We start from the raw sequence: 18197 nt of genomic DNA on the forward strand, positions 1-18197 counted from the left end.
CGCCCCGGGCGCGGTGCAGCCGGGCGGCGACGGTCAGGAGCCCGGCGGCCACGAGGGCCGCGAGCAGCCCGGCCGTACGGGCACCGGTCCAGCCGGCGCCTATCGCGGTCGCGGTCTGCGCCAGGGCGAGGACCACCACCGCGCCCCAGACCACCTGGAGCGTGCGCAGCCAGACCGAGTGCAGCCAGGCGTCGCCCGCCTCGCGGCTGCGGTCGGCCACCGCGCGGGCGGACTGGGTGAGTTCGTCGGAGACCCACTGCCTGGAGGCCCCGGCGGAGTGCGCGACGGCGGCGGGCAGCCCCTGCCCGGCGGCCAGTTCGTCGCGCTTCGCCAGGAACGCGGCCACGGCCCGCCGGTGGCCCTCGCGCGCGCCGTGCGGGCAGTCACCGCACGTACAGCCTCCGCCGTGCGCGCCCTGTCTCGCCTCATGCACCGCCACGCCGAACGCCGCCCTTCCCCGGGAGTGAACATTCCGTGCAGGGGAATCCCTTGCGGTGAACTTCCCTGCAACGCCTGGGAATTGTCCCGCACAAAGGGGTGCGGATGGGCCCCGGGCCGGTCGGTACGGGTGACGAGACGGTCACGTTGTTCGCGGTGCGGCCGGGGCGGCGGGACACAATGGGCGTCATGACTGACAACTCACCGCTGGTCGCCCTGCTCGGTCTGGAGAAGCACGTGGAGGGCGGCTGGTTCAAGGAGACCTGGCGGACCGCCGGGTCGGCCACCCCCGACGGCTATCCGGGGCCGCGCGCCCACGCGACCGGGATCTACTTCCTGCTGCACCCCGGCGAGCGGTCGCGCCGCCACCGGGTGCGCTCGGACGAGGTGTGGCTGTGGCACCGGGGCGGGCCGCTGCGGCTCTACATCGGCGGGACGCAGGACGATCCGTCGGGCGCCGAGGAGCACCTGCTCGGACCGGACGTGGAGAAGGGCGAGCGACCTCAGCTGCTGGTACCGGCCGGGGCGTGGCAGTCGGCGGAACCGGCCGGGGACGAGCCCGTGCTGGTGACGTGTGTGGTCGCGCCGGGCTTCGACTTCGCGGACTTCACGATGGATCCGGCGGACCTGCCGCCGTCGGCGGACCGATCGACCGGCTGATCGAGCGGTAAGCCGATCCGCCGGGAAGCCGCTCAGTCGTGGATCGGGTCCAGGGACACGATCGGGAACCGGCGCGAAGTCTTCTTCTGGTAGTCGTGCGCCTCCGGCCAGTAGTCCGCCCATACGCCGAACAGCTCGGGCCACTCCGGATCCGAGGGCCGTACGACCGTGCGCCTCGCGCGGAGCGTCCGCTCGCCGATCTCGATCGTCACCTCGTCCGCGGCGGCGACGTTGGCCACCCACTGCGGGTCCTCCGGCGCGCCGCCCTGGGTGCCGCAGATCAGAATGCTGCCGTGGTGGGTGGCGTACACCAGGGGCATCACCCGCTCGGTGCCGCTCTTCCTGCCGATCGTGTGCAGCAGGAGCAGGTGCTTGCCCTCGAAGCGACCGCCCATCACTCCGTGGTGCGTACGGAACTCCTCGATGACCGGTGCGTTGGCATCACTCATGCCCCCATCGTCCCCACCGGGACGAAGGGCCGCAAACGGACCGTACGGGAGCGGCGCCGGGCGGGCGCCACTCCCGTACCGTCCTCACTTCCGGTTCACTCCCACTCGATGGTGCCCGGCGGCTTGCTCGTCACGTCGAGGACCACCCGGTTGACGTCGGCGACCTCGTTGGTGATGCGGGTGGAGATCTTCGCGAGCACGTCGTACGGCATCCGCGTCCAGTCGGCGGTCATCGCGTCCTCGGACGAGACGGGCCGCAGCACGATCGGGTGTCCGTACGTCCGGCCGTCGCCCTGCACGCCCACCGAGCGCACGTCCGCGAGCAGGACCACCGGGCACTGCCAGATCTCCCGGTCGAGTCCGGCCAGGGTCAGCTCCTCGCGCGCGATGGCGTCCGCCGCGCGCAGCAGGTCGAGCCGCTCCCTGGTGACCTCGCCGACGATCCGGATGCCGAGCCCGGGGCCGGGGAAGGGCTGGCGCTGGACGATCTCGTCCGGCAGGCCCAGCTCCTGGCCGACCATCCGTACCTCGTCCTTGAACAGCTTGCGCAGCGGCTCGATCAGCTGGAACTCGATGTCGTCGGGCAGCCCGCCGACGTTGTGGTGCGACTTGATGTTGGCGGTGCCGCTGCCGCCGCCGGACTCCACGACGTCCGGGTAGAGGGTGCCCTGGACGAGGAACGCGACGTCCTCGCCCTCGGCGCCCGCCTCGGCGACGATCTCCGCCTGGGCCTGCTCGAAGACCCGGATGAACTCGCGGCCGATGATCTTCCGCTTCTGCTCGGGGTCCGAGACCCCGGCGAGCGCGGTGAGGAAGCGCTCCTGGGCGTCGACCACCTTGAGCTGGACGCCGGTCGCGGCGACGAAGTCCTTCTCGACCTGCTCCGTCTCGCCCTGGCGCATCAGGCCGTGGTCGACGTACACGCAGGTCAGCTGGGAACCGATGGCCTTCTGTACGAGGGCGGCGGCGACGGCGGAGTCCACGCCGCCGGACAGCCCGCAGATGGCGCGCTTGGTGCCGACCTGCTCGCGGACGAGGGCGACCTGCTCGTCCACGACGTTGGTCGTGGTCCAGGTCGGCTCGATGCCGGCGCCCCGGTAGAGGAAGTGCTCCAGGACCTGCTGGCCGTACGTCGAGTGCATCACCTCGGGGTGGTGCTGGACGCCGTAGAGCTTCTTCTCGTCGTTCTCGAAGGCGGCGACCGGCACGACGTCCGTGGACGCGGTGACGGTGAAGCCCTCGGGGGCGGCGGAGCAGGCGTCGCCGTGCGACATCCAGACCGGCTGTTCGGCGGGGGTGCCCTCGAAGAGCGTGGACCCGGTCTGGGAGACGTGTAGGGGGGTACGGCCGTACTCCCGCGCCCCCGTGTTGTCGACGGTCCCGCCGAGGGCCGTCGCCATCAGCTGGAAGCCGTAGCACATGCCGAAGACGGGCACGCCCGCGTCGAAGATCTCGCGGTCCAGGCGCGGCGCGCCGTCCGCGTACACGGAGGACGGGCCGCCGGAGAGGATGATCGCCTTGGGCTTCTTGGCCAGCATCTCGGCCACCGGCATGGTGGACGGGACGATCTCGCTGTACACCCGGGCCTCGCGGACACGGCGGGCGATGAGCTGGGCGTACTGCGCGCCGAAGTCGACGACGAGAACGACGTCGGGGGCGGCGGGGGGTGCTGCGGGCACGGGCGGCCTTCCGGCGGTGACGAGCGCGGGGTCTGGTTCCCCTCGATTGCCCCTCGATTCTAACGGGGTCCCGGGACGCCGTTAGAATGCGCGTATGCGCAAGCAGTCGACCTCCACGTTTACCTATGGCACCGGCCCGTCCGGCTGCCATGGTCGTGCTGCTTGAACTGACAAGCGACTTCCCAGGCGCCCCGGGCCGGCAGGCTCCGGGGCGTCTGTCGCGTTCGGGGCCGTACGGGCGGGGCAGGACCCGAACGAGGACCCCATGACGATCACGAACCCCACCACCCCTTCCCCGGGGGACACGGACACCACCGGCGCCCGCACCCCCGAGGCGGCGGAGGTCATCGGCGGCGCGCGGGAGCGCATCGACGCGCTGGACGACCGGATCATCGGTCTCGTCCAGGAACGGATGGCGGTCTCCGCCGCCGTCCAGCGGGCGCGGACGGCCTCGGGCGGCCGGCGGATCCACCTGTCCCGCGAGAACGAGATCCTCGGCCGCTACCGGGACGCGTTGGGCAGGCCGGGTACGGCGCTGGCGATGACGTTGCTGGAACTGGGCCGGGGCCGGGTCTGAGGTCTGACGTGCCTGAGGTCTGAAGGTGGTCGTGTCCGCCCGTCGTATACGCGTTCGGGCACATCCTCACCCGTACGGCGCGTGACCGGGCCGTACGGGACTTCGTTGGACCGTGCGTCCGTGCCACCCAGGGGCGGGCCGAGCAGGAAAGAGTTGACTCCACGCGTGGCTCTGCTGGGGCGTGTGGCGTGCCGTGCGGCACGTCGTGGGACCGCGCCCCGGCGCACGTGACCGGTAGGCAGGGGACAGCAGCCCGGTCGCCGAAGGCCGGCCGGCCCGGGGACGCCCGGCGCCGGCCGGCCTCCCGGATTCGCGTCCGGTACGTTCCGCGCCCCTCGCCTCCTCCCCCTCTGCGGTACGGATCCTCCCTTCTGCGGTACGGGTCCTCGCCGGGGCACAGCGATGTGACGTACGCCACTTGAAGTTTCTGTGAACGTGACGACAACCATTCCGTCGTGTCACAGGTCATGCATGCGTTGACACAAGAGGCGCTGCACTCGGAGGGGGGTGCAGCGCCTTTTACGTCCGACCACTTACGTGTGAGCGCGCCCGCCTCAGGTCTTCTTCGGCGGCACCTCGGGCATCGCCAGGAACGGCAGCCTCAGCGCGCCGAACGCCTCCGCCGGGACCACCGGGGACCGGGGCGCGACCGCCGCCTGCCGGACGTACGCCGCGCCCTGCTCCGGACGCGGGTCGGGCTCGCCCTTGTTGGGCCAGAGCGCCATCGCCCGCTCCGCCTGGGCGGTGATCGTCAGCGACGGGTTGACGCCCAGGTTCGCCGAGACCGCCGAGCCGTCGACCACCGAGACGCCCGGGTGTCCGTACAGCCGGTGGTACGGGTCGACGACCCCCGCGTCCGGCGTGGCGCCGATCGGGCAGCCGCCCAGGAAGTGCGCGGTGAGCGGGGTGCCCATCAGCTCACCGACGTTGCTGCCCGCGAAGCCGTTGATCTCCTCGGCGAGGAGGCGGGCGGCCCGCGCCGCCTCCGGTATCTGCTTCGGGTTGGGCGCCCCATGCCCCTGACGGGCCGTCAGCAGTCCCTTCCCCACGCCGCCCGGCCTGCGGTAGGTCGTCAGGGAGTTGTCCAGCGACTGCATGACCAGCCCGATGATCGTCCGCTCCGACCAGCGGCGGTTGGAGAGCGAGCGGAGCAACTGGACCGGGTGCGTGGCCGCGTGGCCGAGCCACGCGCGCACCCGCCGTTCGCTGTACGGGACATGGAGGACGGACAGCACACCCATCGCGTTGGAGCCCCGGCCGTAACGGACCGGCTCCACATGGGTGTCGGCGTCCGGATGGATCGAGGAGGTGATGGCGACCCCCCGGGTGAAGTCGGCCCGGGGCGCGCCGTGCCGCGCGCGGTAGCGCCGGTTGTCGGTCTGCGCGCCCACCAGGGCCTCGGAGTTGGTACGGGTCAGCTCCCCGAGCCGCGCCGAGATCCGGGGCAGGAGTCCTTCGTCCCGCATCGTGTGGAGCAGGGTCTGCGTGCCGTACGTGCCCGCCGCGATCACGACCTGCCGGGCGCGCAGGACGGTACGCGCGCGCCGCCCGCGCCGGCCCCGGGCGTCGGTCGGGACGGTGGTGACCCGGTGGCCGCCCGCCCCGTCCTCCGTGACGGCGACGACCGTCGTCAGGGGGTGGATGACGGCCCCGGCCCCCTCGGCCAGGTGGAGGTAGTTCTCGTCGAGGGTGTTCTTCGCGCCGTGCCGGCAGCCCGTCATGCACTCGCCGCACTCGACACAGGCCCGGCGCGAGGGGCCGGCGCCGCCGAAGTACGGGTCGTCGACGGTGGCTCCGGGCCGCGCCGTGACCGTACCGTCCGCGTCCTCGCCGTCCCCGAAGTAGACGCCGACGGGGGCGAGATGGAAGGTGTCGCCGACGCCCATCGCCTCCGCCGCCGCCTTCAGGTGGACGTCGGAGGGGGTCACGGTCGGGTTGAGCCGGACGCCGAGCATGCGGCGCGCCTGGTCGTAGTACGGCCTCAACTCGCCCTCCCAGTCGGTGATCGAGGCCCACTGGGGGTCCTCGAAGAACGCGGCGGGAGGCACATAGAGGGTGTTGGCGTAGTTGAGCGAACCGCCGCCGACGCCCGCGCCCGCCAGGACCATCACGTGGCCGAGGAGGTGGACGCGCTGAATACCGTAGAGGCCGAGGGCCGGCGCCCAGAGGTAGTTCCTGACGTCCCAGGAGTTCTTGGGGAGGGTGGCGCGGGTGAAGCGGCGGCCGGCCTCCAGGACGCCGACGCGGTAGCCCTTCTCCGTGAGCCGCAGGGCGGAGACGGCCCCGCCGAAGCCGGACCCGACGACGATCACGTCGTAGTCGAACCCACTGTCCACCTCGTCGTCCACGGACTCAGCCACGTGATCGTCCTCTCAGCGCAGGCGGAACGCCTTCATCAGCCGCAGGCTCCGGGTCATGAGCGCCGCGTACTTCTCGTCGTCCATCCCGAACGCCGGTCCCAGCGGCAGGAGTCGCTGCTGCGCGATCGTCTGCGCCTCGGTGAACTTGAGGATGCCCTCCGAGCCGTGCCGCCGGCCGAGCCCCGAGTCCTTCATGCCGCCCATGGGCGCCCGGACGCTCCCGTACGCCGACGCGTACCCCTCGTTGATGTTGACCGTGCCCGACCGCAGCCGCGCCGCGATCTCGTGGCCGCGGCGGGCGTCCTTCGTCCACACGCTCGCGTTGAGGCCGTACGCCGTGGAGTTGGCCAGTCCGATCACCTCGTCCTCGTCGCCGAAGCGGTAGACGGAGACCACCGGCCCGAACGTCTCCTCCGCGCACACCGTCATGGGCGCCTCGACACCGTCGAGGATGGTGGGCTCGTAGAAGTACGGTCCGACGTCGGGCCTGGCCACCCCGCCCGCGACGAGCCTGGCGCCCTTGGCGACGGCCTCCTCGACGTGCCGGGTGACCGTGCGGAGCTGGCTCTCCCCGGCGAGCGAGCCCATGTCGGCGCCGTACGCGAGGGAGTTGCCGAGCCGCATGGCCTTCGTGCGGGCGGCGAACCGCTCCAGGAAGTCGTCGGCGACCGACTCGTGCACGTACAACCGCTCGATGGAGACGCAGAGTTGGCCGGCGGAGGAGAAGCAGGCGCGGATCGCGCCCGCCGCGGCCTTCTCGACGTCGGCGTCCCGCAGGACCAGCATGGCGTTCTTGCCGCCCAGCTCCAACGAGGCGCCGATCAGCCGGTCGGCGGCGCCCCTGGCGACCTCGCGGCCGGTACGGGTCGAGCCGGTGAAGGAGACGTAGTCCGCGTGCTTGACGATCTCGGGTCCGACCACCGGGCCCTCACCGAGCACCACTTGGAAGACACCGGCCGGCAGCCCGGCCTCGATCAGCAGGTCGCGGGCCCACAGGGCGGTGAGCGCGGTCTCGGTGTCGGGCTTCATCACCACGGCGTTCCCGGCGGCGAACGCGGGCAGCGCGTCCCCGGCCGACAGCTCCAGCGGGTAGTTCCAGGGCGCGATCTGCCCCACGACCCCCCGGGGCTGGCGCAGTTCGGTGACCTTCGTCAGGGTCGGTACGACTCCGGTGTGGCGCCGGGGCCGCAGGTAGGACCCGGCGTTGCGCCCGTAGTGCCGGGCCTCCACCGCCAGCCCCTGGACTTCCTCGTGTGCGTGCAACCGGGCCTTGCCGGTCTCCAGCTGGATCAGGTCGAGCACCTCGGCCTGCCGCTCCAGCACCAGATCGTGGAACCGGAGCAGCACGGCGGCCCGCTGCCGTACGGGAAGCGCGGCCCAGAGCGGCTGCGCGGCCCGGGCCCGCGCGAAGGCGGTCGCGACGTCCTCGGGCGTGGACGCGGGCAGGTCGGCCAGCTTCTCCCCGGTGAAGGGAGTGTGCCCCGCCGTCCGCCCGGACCCGACCACGCCGTGCGTCAACTGGGCGATCACCTCGGGCGTCACCACGTCGGCGACGGTACGCGCACCGGCCGGGGCGGGGGCGACGGGGTTGGTCCCGAGAGCGGCGGCGGCCTGCGAGTCGGTCATGAGGCCGAGCGTATGCCGCGCTCACGCGCTTTGGATACCCGACGGTAACCAATTTCCGCCACACCGGACGGGCCCGGCCAGGGGCCCGGCGGACCACCTGAGCGTCGGCCGGGAGACGGCGAAGGAATGACCGCGGTCGTCCGCGGGAATCAGGCTGCGGCAGGCAGCTCGGTGCGCGTGCGCCGGATGAGGTCGGCAACCTCGGGATGCTTTTTCCAGGGTGTGAGGGCGCGGGTGACGTCGTGAAGGTAGCCGTGGGCACGGGCGGAGTGGACGTTGCTGAGGATGCGCAGCGAGGTGTTCGCGGCGGTGACGCCGCGTTCGAGTTCGCGGTTCTGGAGGTGGCTGGCGGCCAGAACGGCCATACGGATCCCGGTGGCCCGGGTATAGCGATCCGCCGGCATGGGCTCGGCCAGCTCGTTCCAGGCGAAGGCGCCCTTGGGGTCGGCGAGGTCGCGGTGTACTTCGGTGGCGTCGGTGGCGAGCCGGGCGTGGGTCATGTAAGCGAGCCGTTCCGGATCGTGACTGCCCGGCCGGACGGAGTCGAGCAGCTCCTCGGTACGGCCGAGCGCGGCTTTCGCCGCTTCGGCGTTTCCGGTACGCCCGTGGGCGCGGGCTTCGGCCAGCTTGGCGAAGGCCAGCACCCGGGGTGCGGCGTGTCCAAGACCGCGTTCGTAGGCGCCTTCGGCCATGTCGACGGCTTGTTCGGGACAGCCGCGCAGGAAGGCTTGGAGTGCCATGGTGGCCAGCACGTAGCAGCCGCTCTCCACGCTGCCGGCTGCCCGCGCCAGGCGCAGAGCCTGGACCAAGTGGCGCTGGGCGACGTCGTGGTGACCGGTGTCGACCGCCGACCAGCCGACGACCCGGGACAACTCAGCGGTCGCCGCGAACAGCTCGCGCCCGATGGTCTCGGTGTAGGTGCCGGTCAGCAACGGTGCGGCGCTCAGGCGCAGGCATTCGGTGACGGAGCCGGCCTTCCAGTTCCCACCGCCGAAACGGGAGTCCCACAGGCGTGCTTCGTCAGCGGCCTTCCACAGCTCGTCGAGGTCGCTGCGGCCGACCTGACGGCCCCCTTCATGCGCGATCGGGGCGTCGCTCGGCTTGGCCAGCCAACGGGTGACCGGGGTGGCGAAGGCGGCGAGGGCGAAGCCGTTGTTGACGAGCCGGCGGCGTGAGCGGTCCACGGTTCTCCAGTAGGTCGCGGCGACGCGGATCGCGTCGACGGGGTCGCGGGCGAAATCCAACCCCACGTCAGGGTTTCCGCCCGACCTGCTGTACATACCGATCTCGTCCACGCTCACCGCTCTGCCGAGGCGGTTGCCCAGCGCAGCGGCCAGGAACTCGGGCGCCCGGCCGCGCGGGATCATTCCGAGATTCACCCATCTGGCGACACTGGTGTGCTCATACCTGAGCGGCACCCCGGCCGCGGCCCCGATCTTGTTGATCTGCGCAGCCAGGGATTTGTGGCTCGCGCCGGCCTGTTTGACGAGCCGGGCCAGATCCTCGTTGGGATCGCCCCGGTGTCTTTTCGTGGATGCCACCGAGCCCCCTCCTGCCAGCCGGCCTCCCGCGACATGGATGCCGCGGGTGCGAAATCCGAGCGTAGGACGCGAGGGTGACGCCGGGAACCGGATGTGCGTTGTTCGCCCCCCTGGTTCGCCTCCCGCGCACACCGGCTCCGACGGTTCTCTGGATGCGGGCGGCAACGCGCCGCAAGGCCCTCGCCCCGGAGTTCCGGGGGTCCGCCGTCCCTGCTCCGGTCCACGACCAAGTGAGGTGTCAGATGTACAGAATCCTCGTCACCGGCGGTGCCGGCTTCATCGGTTCGCACTTCGTCCGGCGGCTTCTGCGCCGGGACGACGTGTCCCGGGTGACCGTGCTGGACGCCCTGACCTACGCGGGCCACACCGAGAACCTGGGGAAGTCCCTGCTCGACCCGAGGCTGACGTTCGTCCACGGCAACATCCTCGACGCCCCGCTCGTGGACGAGCTCATGGCCCGGCACACCGCCGTCGTCCACTTCGCCGCCGAGTCCCACGTCGACCGCTCCCTCACCCGTGCCGGCACCTTCCTCACCACGAACGTCCTGGGGACCCAGACCCTCGCCGCCTCCGCGGGACGCCACGGCATCGAGAAATTCGTGCACGTCTCGACGGACGAGGTGTACGGATCCCTGTCCGAAGGCTCGGCGAGCGAGGACGACCCCTTACGGCCCGGCGTTCCGTACGCCGCGTCGAAGGCCGCCGGCGACCTCGTGGCCCTGAGCCACTTCCAGACCTACGGCCTGCCCCTCTGCGTGACGCGCAGCTCGAACAACTACGGCCCCCACCAGTTCCCCGAGAAGGTGGTCCCCCTTTTCATCACCAGCCTGCTGCGGGGCGAAAAGGTGACTCTGCACGGCCAGGGGCAGCACGTGCGGAACTGGCTGCACGTCGAGGACAACTGCGCCGGCGTCGAACTCGGGCTGTACGAGGGGAAGCCCGGCGAGATCTACAACGTCGGCGGCGGCACCGACCTCACCTGCCGGAACCTGACCGCCAAACTTCTGGACCTGTGTGGCAAGGACTGGGACTCGGTGACCTACGTTCCCGACCGACAGGCCAACGACCTGCGGTACTCGATGCTCTGGGACAAGATCTCCGCTCTCGGCTTCCGGCCGATCCGCGACCTCGACGAGGGCCTGGCCGAAACCGTCGCCTGGTACCGGCGCAACCCCGACCGCTGGGCTCCGCTGACGCGTACCCCGTACGTGGCCCGCACCACGGACGCGACCACTCCCGCCGCTGGAGAGGAAGCCCGTGCCCACTGACCAGCGCACCGCGCGCAGGATCCTGGTGACCGGTGTCGGCGGCAACCCGGGCTTCGCACTGACCCGCAGCCTGATCCGCCTGGGCCACACGGTCGTCGCGGCCGACGCCAACCGCCTCGCCCCCGGATTCCTCATTCCCTCCGTGATCCCCGTCGTCATCCCCTTCGCCGACGACCCAGACTTTCCGGGCGTCATGGCCGGCCTGTGCAGGGATCTGGCGGTGGAGGCCGTGGTGGCCGGCATCGAGCCGGACCTGGAACCCTTGACGCGGATGGTGTCCCAGCTCGGAGCCGCAGGCGTGCGCCTGTGGCTCCCCGAGGCGCTGTCGGTGCGTGCATGCACCGACAAGGCCCTCTTCCACGAGGTACTGACCGAGCACGGCATCGCGACACCGCGCACCTGGCAGCCGTGGGAGATGGACCGGGTTCCCGACGACGGCGAGCTCGTCGTCAAGCCTCGACGCGGCCACGGCGCGCGGAACGTCCACTTCGTTCGTCGCCGGGAGCACGCGCGCTTGCTGTGCGAGCTCGTCCCGGAGCCCCTCGTGCAGGAGCGGATCCACGGCTCGGAATTCACGGCGGACTGCCTGGTGGACCGTGCCGGACGCGCCTCCGTCATTCTGCGCCGCCGGAATCTGGTCAAGGCGGGCCTGGCCGTGGTGTCCACCACGTTCGACGACCAGAACGTGCGTGACCTCGTCGTGCGGACACTGGGCGCTGTCGGCGCACGCGGTCTCTGCTGCGTGCAGGGATTCGTCTCCGCCGACGGCACGATCACCATCACCGAGCTGAACCCGCGGATCGCCGGTGGCTTCCCTCTCGCCGAGGCTGCCGGAGCGGACCTCGTCGGCCAGATGGTCAAGGGCCTGTTCGGCCTGCCGGTCGATCACAGCCGCCTCACCTACCGGACCGGCGTGTTCCTGACCAGCTGCACCGAAACCCTGGCCGTTGGAGACGCCGCCGAGTTCGAACGTACCGCCCCGGCGAAGGGAGAAACATCGTGAGTGCGTCAACCAGGCCCGATGCCCGGCGCAACGCCGCCCCGTACTTGTACGGGCGGGAGAACGAGGCGGTCGCCCAGGTCCTTGAGGGTGGCCACTACGGACACACCGAAGTCACCGAGGAGTTCGAGCGGCGGATCGCCGGCTTCCTCGGCGTCCCCGACGCTGTTGCCGTCGCCTCCGGCACCGCGGCCCTGCACACCGCCCTGCTCGCCGCCGGGGTCGGGCCCGGCTGTGAGGTGATCGTGCCGTCCATGACGTTCTGCGCGACCGTACAGGCCGTCCTGGCCGTCGGCGCCGACCCGCGCTTCGTCGACGTCGATCCCACCACCCTGTGCGTCAGCGACGAACTTGTCATGGACGCCGTCACGGACCGGACGGCCGCCGTCCTGCCGGTCCTGTTCGGCGGTCGGCCCGTCGACCTCTCCGTCATCCAGGAGGAACTCGACCAACGGGGCGTCGTCGTCATCGAGGACGCGGCGCACGCGTTCGGCTCCCGCCACGGCTTACGGCGTGTGGGGGCCAATGGGGCGCTGACCTGCTTCTCGTTCGGGCCGATCAAGAACCTCACCTGCGGCCAGGGCGGCATGGTCATCCCGCGCACCCCCGAGGAGGCCGACACGATCCGCCGCCTCCGGCTCCTGGGCGTCGTCCAGCCCCCGGGTGGGCGCGCGAACACCACCAGCTATCGCGTGGAGGGCTTCGGCCTGCGCTACCAGCTCTCCGCCATCAACGCGGCCATCGGCCTGGTCCAGCTCGACGGCTTCCAGGCTGCCGAGGACACGCGCCGCCGCTCGTGGCAGACCTACCGGGACGCCCTCGCCCCGTTGGACGGCGTGGCGCTCATCGACGTCGATGTGGAACACGCCGTGCCGCACCTGTGCCAGGTCCGCGTTCCTCACCGTGACACGGTGTTCGCCACCCTCCGGGGCCGGAACATCGGCGTGGGCGTCCACTACCCGCCCAACCACACCCAGCCCGCCTTCACCGCCTGGCAGCGTCACCTGCCGGCCACCGAGCGGGTGGGCGAGGAGATCCTCAGCCTGCCGTTCCATCAGCACCTCACCGAGGCGGACAGCGACTTCGTGACAACCTCACTCGAACAGGCCCTCAAGTCCGTGGGTGGATCATTCGGACACCGGCGCCCGCGGCTCGGCTGATCAGCCGGACGCGGCGGACAGCACCACGTCCACGAGCCTGTCCGCCGCATCCGGTCGCCCGTGCGTCAGGGCCCGCTCCGACATCGTCGCCCGAAGGACCGGGTCGGTCAGGAGCGGGCCGACCGCGCTCCGCAGAGAGGGGCCGGTGACCTCGGTGAGCAGAGCGAGCGCCGCCCCCGCGTCGGCCAGGTGCCGGGCGTTGTGGGCCTGCTCGTTCCCGGCCGACGTGGCGAGCGGGACGAATACCGCCGGTTTGCCGAGCGCGGTCAGCTCCGCCAGGGTCCCGGCACCACTCCGCGACACCACAACGTCGGCCAGCGCCAGGACGTCCGGCAGCTCCGGCCCGAGGAACCCGGTCAGGTGGTAACGGCCGGCGAGGAGCGGGTCCAGCCCGGCGGCCGCGGACCGGAGGTCGTCCACGTTGGCCGGGCCGCACTGGTGGATCACGTTCGCGTGTGCCAGGAGCCAGGGCAGCACTTCACGTACAACACCGTTGATCTGCTGGGCGCCCTGCGCGCCGCCGGTGACGTAGACCGTCGGCAGACGCCGGTCGAAGCCGTGCAGTGCCAGCGCCCCGACCGCCTTGTCCGCGTGGCCGCCCAGTACTTCCGGCCGCACCGGGTTCCCGGTGACCACGGCGCGCTCACGCACCTCGGCCGGCAGAAGCGGCAGCGAGGACTCGGAGGACACCGCGATCCGCGTCGCCGAACCGGCGAGCTTGCGGTTGGCCAGCCCGAGCCGCACGGTCTGCTCGTGCAGCACCAGCGGTACGCGGCACAGCCGCGCGGCGAGCCCGGCCGGGACCGCGACGTACCCGCCCGTCGCCAGAACGACATCCGGTCGGAAGTACGACACGATCGACCGGGCCTGAGCTACGCCGAGCGGTACCCGCGCCATGTCCTTCACGTTCGCGGCGGACAGCATCTTGAGCGGATGGGAAGAGCGGCGGATCTTCCCCGTCGCCACGGTCCTGAACGCGATCCCCTCCGCCGGAGCGACGCGCGCTTCAAGGCCGTCCGCCGTACCGATCCACAAGACGTCCAGCGTGCCGCCCGCATCCGCGAGCCGGGCTTGCAGGGTACGGATCGCCGTCAGGGCCGGGTAGGTGTGACCGCCGGTTCCTCCGCCCGTCACGAGCAGCCGGAACGAACGTGGGAGTACGGGGGATGTAGTCACCCCGAGCACCCTACTGGCTGTCCGGGCCGGATCGCTTCTCCGCGAGCAGTGGCTCGATCACCTTGCGGAGGGTGTCGGCGCTGATTGCCCGCAGGGCGCGGGCCGCGATCTTTCCGTCGCGGTCGAGGAAGATCGTGGAGGGAAGTGTCTGGGGGTTGAGGGTGCCCTTGGGGAACCCGTTGAGTATCAGCCTGCCCGTCGGGTCGTACAGGCTCGGGTACGGGAGGCCGAGGTCCTTCTGGAAGGCGAGGGGGGCGATCCGGCCGGACTCGCGGGTGTCGATGCCGATGAACGCGACGCCCTTGCCCTCGGTCTCCTTCGCGACCTCCACGAAGTGCGGGGCCTCGGCGATGCAGGGCGGGCACCAGGAGCCCCAGACGTTGATCACGACGATCTGTCCCCTGCTGTCGGCGATGTCGAGCCGCTTCTCGTCGAGCGTCTCGCCCTTGAGCTCGCCGGGGAGGACCCGCTGCCCCTTCGGGACGGTCGAGACGCCGTCGGCGCCCACCGCGCCGCCCCTGCCGGTGCCACCATCCGGGCCTCCGGTTTCGCAGGCCGTCAGGGAAAGGGTGGCGGCAAGGGCGACCAGGGTGGTCAGCACGGCGCCGCGGGAGCCAGGGGTGGTCACGGGGCGGCCTCGGCCGGGGGTTCCCAGCTGCGCAGGACGGCGTCGAACTGGCGTCGGGTGGTGTCCCAGTCCTCCTCGGGACCCGACATGTAGAGCGCGTACTCCGTCTCGCCGCTGTCCGAGTAGTACATCTGGTCGATGGCGTGCCGGGGCCCCGGGTGCCCCTGCTCCTCGTTCCAGGTGAACTCCCAGACGGCGGACAGCGTCTGGTCCCGGAACGTGTTCCGCTCCAGCCTGACCTTCTCGTACGTGGCGCGCTTCTTGAACTGGTCCTCCAGGTCCAGCAGATGCGCGTACGGGTCCCGGAACTGCGGGGTGTCGACGCTGATCCGGATGAAGTGGTCGCCGTCGTCGGGCGTGTAGTCGATCTGGGCGCCGTCCGTCCGGCGTTCCCAGCCGTCGGGGACGTTGAGGCTGAACCCCTCGGGGTCCTCGACGCGGTGCCAGCCGTCCGGGACGGTCGGGTCCTTCCGCGGCTTCCCCGGGTCCGCCGTGTCCTGCGCGTTCCCGTCCGTCTTGTCGCCGTTGAGGGTCCGGCCGGGTGCGGTCCCGCCGGAACCGCCGGAGGCGCTGGTCCCCGGATCCGCCGAACCGTCCGTGCCCCCACCGAACTTGAGCGCCGCGAAACCACCGCCGACGCCGAGGACGACGGCGGCCACGATCGCGATGACCACGGTACGGTGCCGACCCGGCCGGCGGGCGGGGGCGGGCGGGTTGTAGGGGGTGTGCGGGGTGCGCGGTCCGGGAGGCGTCCCGGACCCGTTCGGCGGGGTGGCCCCGGCGGGGAGCGGCGGCCCGAAGGAGTACGCGGTGGGCCCGGTCGGCCCCGCCGGTGCGGCGGCAGGCGCGGGGCCGCCCGACTCCGGTGCGGGGCGCGGCACTTGGACCGCCGTCCGCGTCGGTACGTACACCTGCTCCCCCGCCGACGTCCGCCCCGCCGCCACCTCCCGCAGCATCATCTCGGTCTCGGCCGCGCCGGGCCGTACCGCCGGATCCTTGGCGAGCAGCGCCGCGATCACCGGCTCCAGCTCCCCGGCCCGGTCGGCGCGGGGCGGCTCCTCCGTGACCACGGCCTGCATGGTCGACAGCGGTGAGGTGCGGCGGAACGGCGAGACACCCTGCACGGCGGTGTAGAGCGTGACCCCCAGCGACCAGAGGTCGGACGCCGGTCCCGGGTCGGCGCCCCGGACCCGCTCGGGTGCCAAGTAGTCGATGGAGCCGACCAGTTCGCCGGTCCTGGTGATCGTGGCGTCGCCCTCGATCGCGGCGATGCCGAAGTCGGTGAGCAGGACCCGGCCGTCCCGCGCGAGCAGCACGTTGCCGGGCTTGACGTCGCGGTGCAGCACCCCGGCGCCGTGCGCGGCGCGCAGCGCGTTCAGCACCTGGAGGCCGATCCTGGCCGCCTCGCGCCAGTCGATGCGCCCGGCGTCCTTGGCGGCGTCGGCGAGCGAGGGGCCGTCCACGTACTGCATGACGATCCAGGGCCGGCCGTCGTGGTCGAGGACGTCGTGCACGGTCACCACGCCGGGGTGGGTGATCCGGGCGGCGGCCCGGGCCTCCTTCTGGGTGCGCTGGTGCAGTACGGCCCGGTCGGCCTCGTTGACGTACCGTCCGGCGGTCAGTTCCTTGACCGCGACCGTGCGGTGCAGCACCTCGTCGTGCGCGCGCCACACCTTGCCCATGCCGCCGCTGCCGATGCACTCGCCCAGTCGGTACCGCCCGGCGAGCATCAGTCCGGCGCCGGTCTCCGCGCCCGTTCCCTGTGAGTGTTCCACGTCCCCCGCCCAGTTCCTTGCCCACAGGTTACGGAGAGGAGGTGCGCGCGGGGAACCTCGGGTGGCCGACGGAGACGACACTGTGACGCCCGGGGCCGACGGGCCGGGTGGGGGCAACAGGCCCTGAGGGGCGCCGTGTCGGCGGGTGCGCGGGCCCCGAGGGGTGCCGTGCCGGCCGGTCCGGCCTCCTCCTCACGGCACCTCTCCGGGCCCCCGGAGCGCTCAGTCGGTCACCTGGTACGCGGACGTGGCCTGCTGGTACATCTCGCTGACCCGGTCCCGCTGGCTGTCCGGGCCGATGACCTGGATGACGTGGTAGCGGCCCGCGATGACCACCGCGAGATTGCGTACGTACACCTCACGGCCGTTGTTGTCCGTCCACGTGAACTGCCCCTCCGCCATGGCCTGTCGGCCGACGTCGATCCGCCGCAGCCCGGAGGCGCTGGACCAGGAGGAGTCGCGGAACGGCTGGAGTTCCTGTTCCTTCTCGCGCTGGTAGACCATCGGGTCGGCGCCGTTCTCCGCGACGGAGTCCCGGCCGGGGACGACGATCAGCGTGAAGTCTCCGCCGACGTAACGGACTTGACCGCTGTCGTTGATGGGGCGGCGCTGCCAGTTCTGCCCGACGGCGATCTGGAAGCCCTCGGGGTCCTTGCGCAGCGCGTACCCCTTGGCGAGGTCGACCGCGGGGCCCGAGGCGGGGGGCGGCGTCGTCTTCTTCGGGGGCGGATCCGCCTTCTCCGTACCGGAGTTGTCGTTGTCGGACGGCTGCGGGTCCGCCGAGGGCGCTCCGGCGGAGGGGTCGGTGCTCGCCTCGCCGACGCTCTGTCCCTGTTGTCCCTGCTGCGGGTCGGCCTTGGGCATGAACATCACGGCGAAGGCGATGGCGCCGACGAGCAGGAGCAGTATCAGGAGGAGCAGGGTGCGGCCGAGGGACCGGGGCGTGCGGTTCCGGGGTCCGCGCGAGGAGCGCGACGACCTGTCGTACAGCTCCTCGGTCTCGTACTCCTCGCGGTCGAACTGCTGCCGGACGAACTGCGGGCGTTCGTTGTCGGGGTGCTCGTGCCGGCGCTCGCTCCGGCGCTGGTTCCGGTAGCCGTCGCTCTCGTACCGGCTCTCCGGCTGCTCCTGCCGGGAGTCCTCACGCTGTTCGGGCGCGACGGCGGCCCTGCCGCCGTCCTTCGCCGCGCGCTCCTTGCCCTTCTTGTGCCGGTGGCGCCCGCCGGTCAGCCCGCCGCGACGCCTGCGCACCAGCTCGCCCCGGCGCCGCTTGATGGGCAGCTTGGCGTCCACGGACGGCACCTGGACGACGTCGAGCCCCGCTTCCGGCTCGGGCGCGGACCGTACGAGCGAGCGCAGCCAGCCGCGCAGCTCCTCGAAGTCCGGCCGCTCCGTGGGGTCCTGGCGCAGTAGCGACTCCACGACGGGCCGCAGCGGGCCGCACTCCTCGGCGAAGGCGGGCGGCTCGGCGACGACGAGCTGGACCAGCTCGACGGCACTCTCCTCCGGGTACGGGGCGTGGCCCTGCACCGCGCGGTAGAGGAGCGCGCCGAGCGCCCAGAGGTCGGTGGACGGGCCGATGGGCGGGGCGAGTTGCCAGTTCTCGTGTACGGGCCCGGCCTGCTCGGGGGCCCACCGCTCGGTGACGGCGCCGACGATCGCGATCCGCGCCTGGCGGGCCCGCTCGGCGGCAAGGGGGGTGGCGGGGCCTCGGTACGCCGGTACGGAACCGCTCGCCACGACGTCGTCCCACCGCCCCGCGGCGGCCTGGCCCGTGACGGCGGGGAGGTGCGGGGAGTGCCGCTGGGCGTCGGCCCGCAGGGCGTCGCGCGCCCCGCTGGGCTGCCAACTCCCGCTGCC

The 18197-nt window shown here is 72.0% G+C and carries 13 protein-coding genes and 2 pseudogenes; 5 read left to right on the plus strand and 10 right to left on the minus strand.

What is annotated here, in order from left to right:
* Positions 1 to 439, minus strand: a pseudogene (locus GT042_RS06450) (hypothetical protein); the annotation flags it as partial.
* Between the two features lie 188 nt (positions 440 to 627).
* On the opposite strand from GT042_RS06450, the gene GT042_RS06455 reads away from it, so the two are divergent.
* A complete protein-coding gene (locus GT042_RS06455) occupies positions 628 to 1098 on the plus strand; it encodes a cupin domain-containing protein (protein ID WP_161307739.1) in 471 nt (156 codons plus the stop codon).
* A 32-nt stretch (positions 1099 to 1130) separates the two neighbouring features.
* Here GT042_RS06455 and GT042_RS06460 read toward each other — a convergent pair whose 3' ends face one another.
* Together GT042_RS06460 and guaA are read right to left on the minus strand one after the other, a co-directional pair.
* Positions 1131 to 1547: a nitroreductase/quinone reductase family protein gene (locus tag GT042_RS06460; protein WP_161307740.1), complete on the minus strand. Its 417-nt coding sequence runs from the start codon at positions 1545 to 1547 to the stop codon at positions 1131 to 1133.
* A gap of 95 nt (positions 1548 to 1642) precedes the next feature.
* Entirely contained in the window at positions 1643 to 3226 is a 1584-nt protein-coding gene (gene guaA / locus GT042_RS06465; protein ID WP_161307741.1) for a glutamine-hydrolyzing GMP synthase, read from the minus strand.
* Between the two features lie 265 nt (positions 3227 to 3491).
* On the opposite strand from guaA, the gene GT042_RS06470 reads away from it, so the two are divergent.
* Positions 3492 to 3803 carry a chorismate mutase gene (locus tag GT042_RS06470; protein ID WP_161307742.1) on the plus strand — a complete coding sequence of 104 codons (312 nt, stop codon included), beginning with the start codon at positions 3492 to 3494 and terminating at the stop codon, positions 3801 to 3803.
* 554 nt (positions 3804 to 4357) lie between these two features.
* Here the strand turns inward: GT042_RS06470 and GT042_RS06475 are convergent.
* The 3 genes from GT042_RS06475 to GT042_RS06485 form a co-directional block, all read right to left on the minus strand.
* Complete coding sequence (locus GT042_RS06475; RefSeq protein ID WP_161307743.1) at positions 4358 to 6163, minus strand: GMC family oxidoreductase; 1806 nt, start codon at positions 6161 to 6163, stop codon at positions 4358 to 4360.
* A 12-nt stretch (positions 6164 to 6175) separates the two neighbouring features.
* On the minus strand, positions 6176 to 7789 hold the full coding sequence (locus GT042_RS06480) for a succinic semialdehyde dehydrogenase (RefSeq protein WP_161307744.1): 1614 nt from the start codon (positions 7787 to 7789) through the stop codon (positions 6176 to 6178).
* Positions 7790 to 7938: 149 nt separating this feature from the next.
* Positions 7939 to 9330 (minus strand): sporulation protein, encoded by a 1392-nt coding sequence (locus GT042_RS06485; protein ID WP_161307745.1) that lies wholly within the window; start codon positions 9328 to 9330, stop codon positions 7939 to 7941.
* Between the two features lie 242 nt (positions 9331 to 9572).
* Here GT042_RS06485 and GT042_RS06490 point away from each other — a divergent pair, with 242 nt between their 5' ends.
* Genes GT042_RS06490 through GT042_RS06500 form a run of 3 tightly spaced genes read left to right on the plus strand, consistent with a single transcriptional unit; the run spans position 9573 to position 12758 of the window.
* Positions 9573 to 10598 carry a dTDP-glucose 4,6-dehydratase gene (locus tag GT042_RS06490; protein ID WP_161307746.1) on the plus strand — a complete coding sequence of 342 codons (1026 nt, stop codon included), beginning with the start codon at positions 9573 to 9575 and terminating at the stop codon, positions 10596 to 10598.
* Positions 10599 to 10623: 25 nt separating this feature from the next.
* Entirely contained in the window at positions 10624 to 11601 is a 978-nt protein-coding gene (locus GT042_RS06495) for an ATP-grasp domain-containing protein (RefSeq protein WP_161307747.1), read from the plus strand.
* Complete coding sequence (locus tag GT042_RS06500; protein ID WP_161307748.1) at positions 11598 to 12758, plus strand: DegT/DnrJ/EryC1/StrS family aminotransferase; 1161 nt, start codon at positions 11598 to 11600, stop codon at positions 12756 to 12758. The genes GT042_RS06495 and GT042_RS06500 overlap by 4 nt, the downstream gene beginning before the upstream one ends.
* On the opposite strand, the gene GT042_RS06505 is transcribed toward GT042_RS06500, so the two are convergent.
* From GT042_RS06505 to GT042_RS38780, 4 genes and pseudogenes are all read right to left on the minus strand, one after another.
* The gene (locus GT042_RS06505; protein WP_161307749.1) at positions 12759 to 13934 is read right to left on the minus strand and encodes a UDP-N-acetylglucosamine--N-acetylmuramyl-(pentapeptide) pyrophosphoryl-undecaprenol N-acetylglucosamine transferase; all 1176 of its coding nucleotides are present in this window, start codon (positions 13932 to 13934) and stop codon (positions 12759 to 12761) included. It lies immediately after the preceding gene.
* Positions 13935 to 13944: 10 nt separating this feature from the next.
* Positions 13945 to 14562, minus strand: coding sequence for a TlpA disulfide reductase family protein (locus GT042_RS06510; RefSeq protein ID WP_161307750.1), 618 nt, complete (start codon positions 14560 to 14562; stop codon positions 13945 to 13947).
* Complete coding sequence (locus GT042_RS06515) at positions 14559 to 16337, minus strand: serine/threonine-protein kinase (protein WP_161307751.1); 1779 nt, start codon at positions 16335 to 16337, stop codon at positions 14559 to 14561. Before GT042_RS06515 ends, GT042_RS06510 begins: the two co-directional genes overlap by 4 nt.
* A 222-nt stretch (positions 16338 to 16559) precedes the next feature.
* Positions 16560 to 18197, minus strand: a pseudogene (locus GT042_RS38780) (serine/threonine protein kinase); the annotation flags it as partial.

Source organism: Streptomyces sp. SID3212 (assembly GCF_009865405.1).
Classification (GTDB): Bacteria; Actinomycetota; Actinomycetes; order Streptomycetales; family Streptomycetaceae; genus Streptomyces.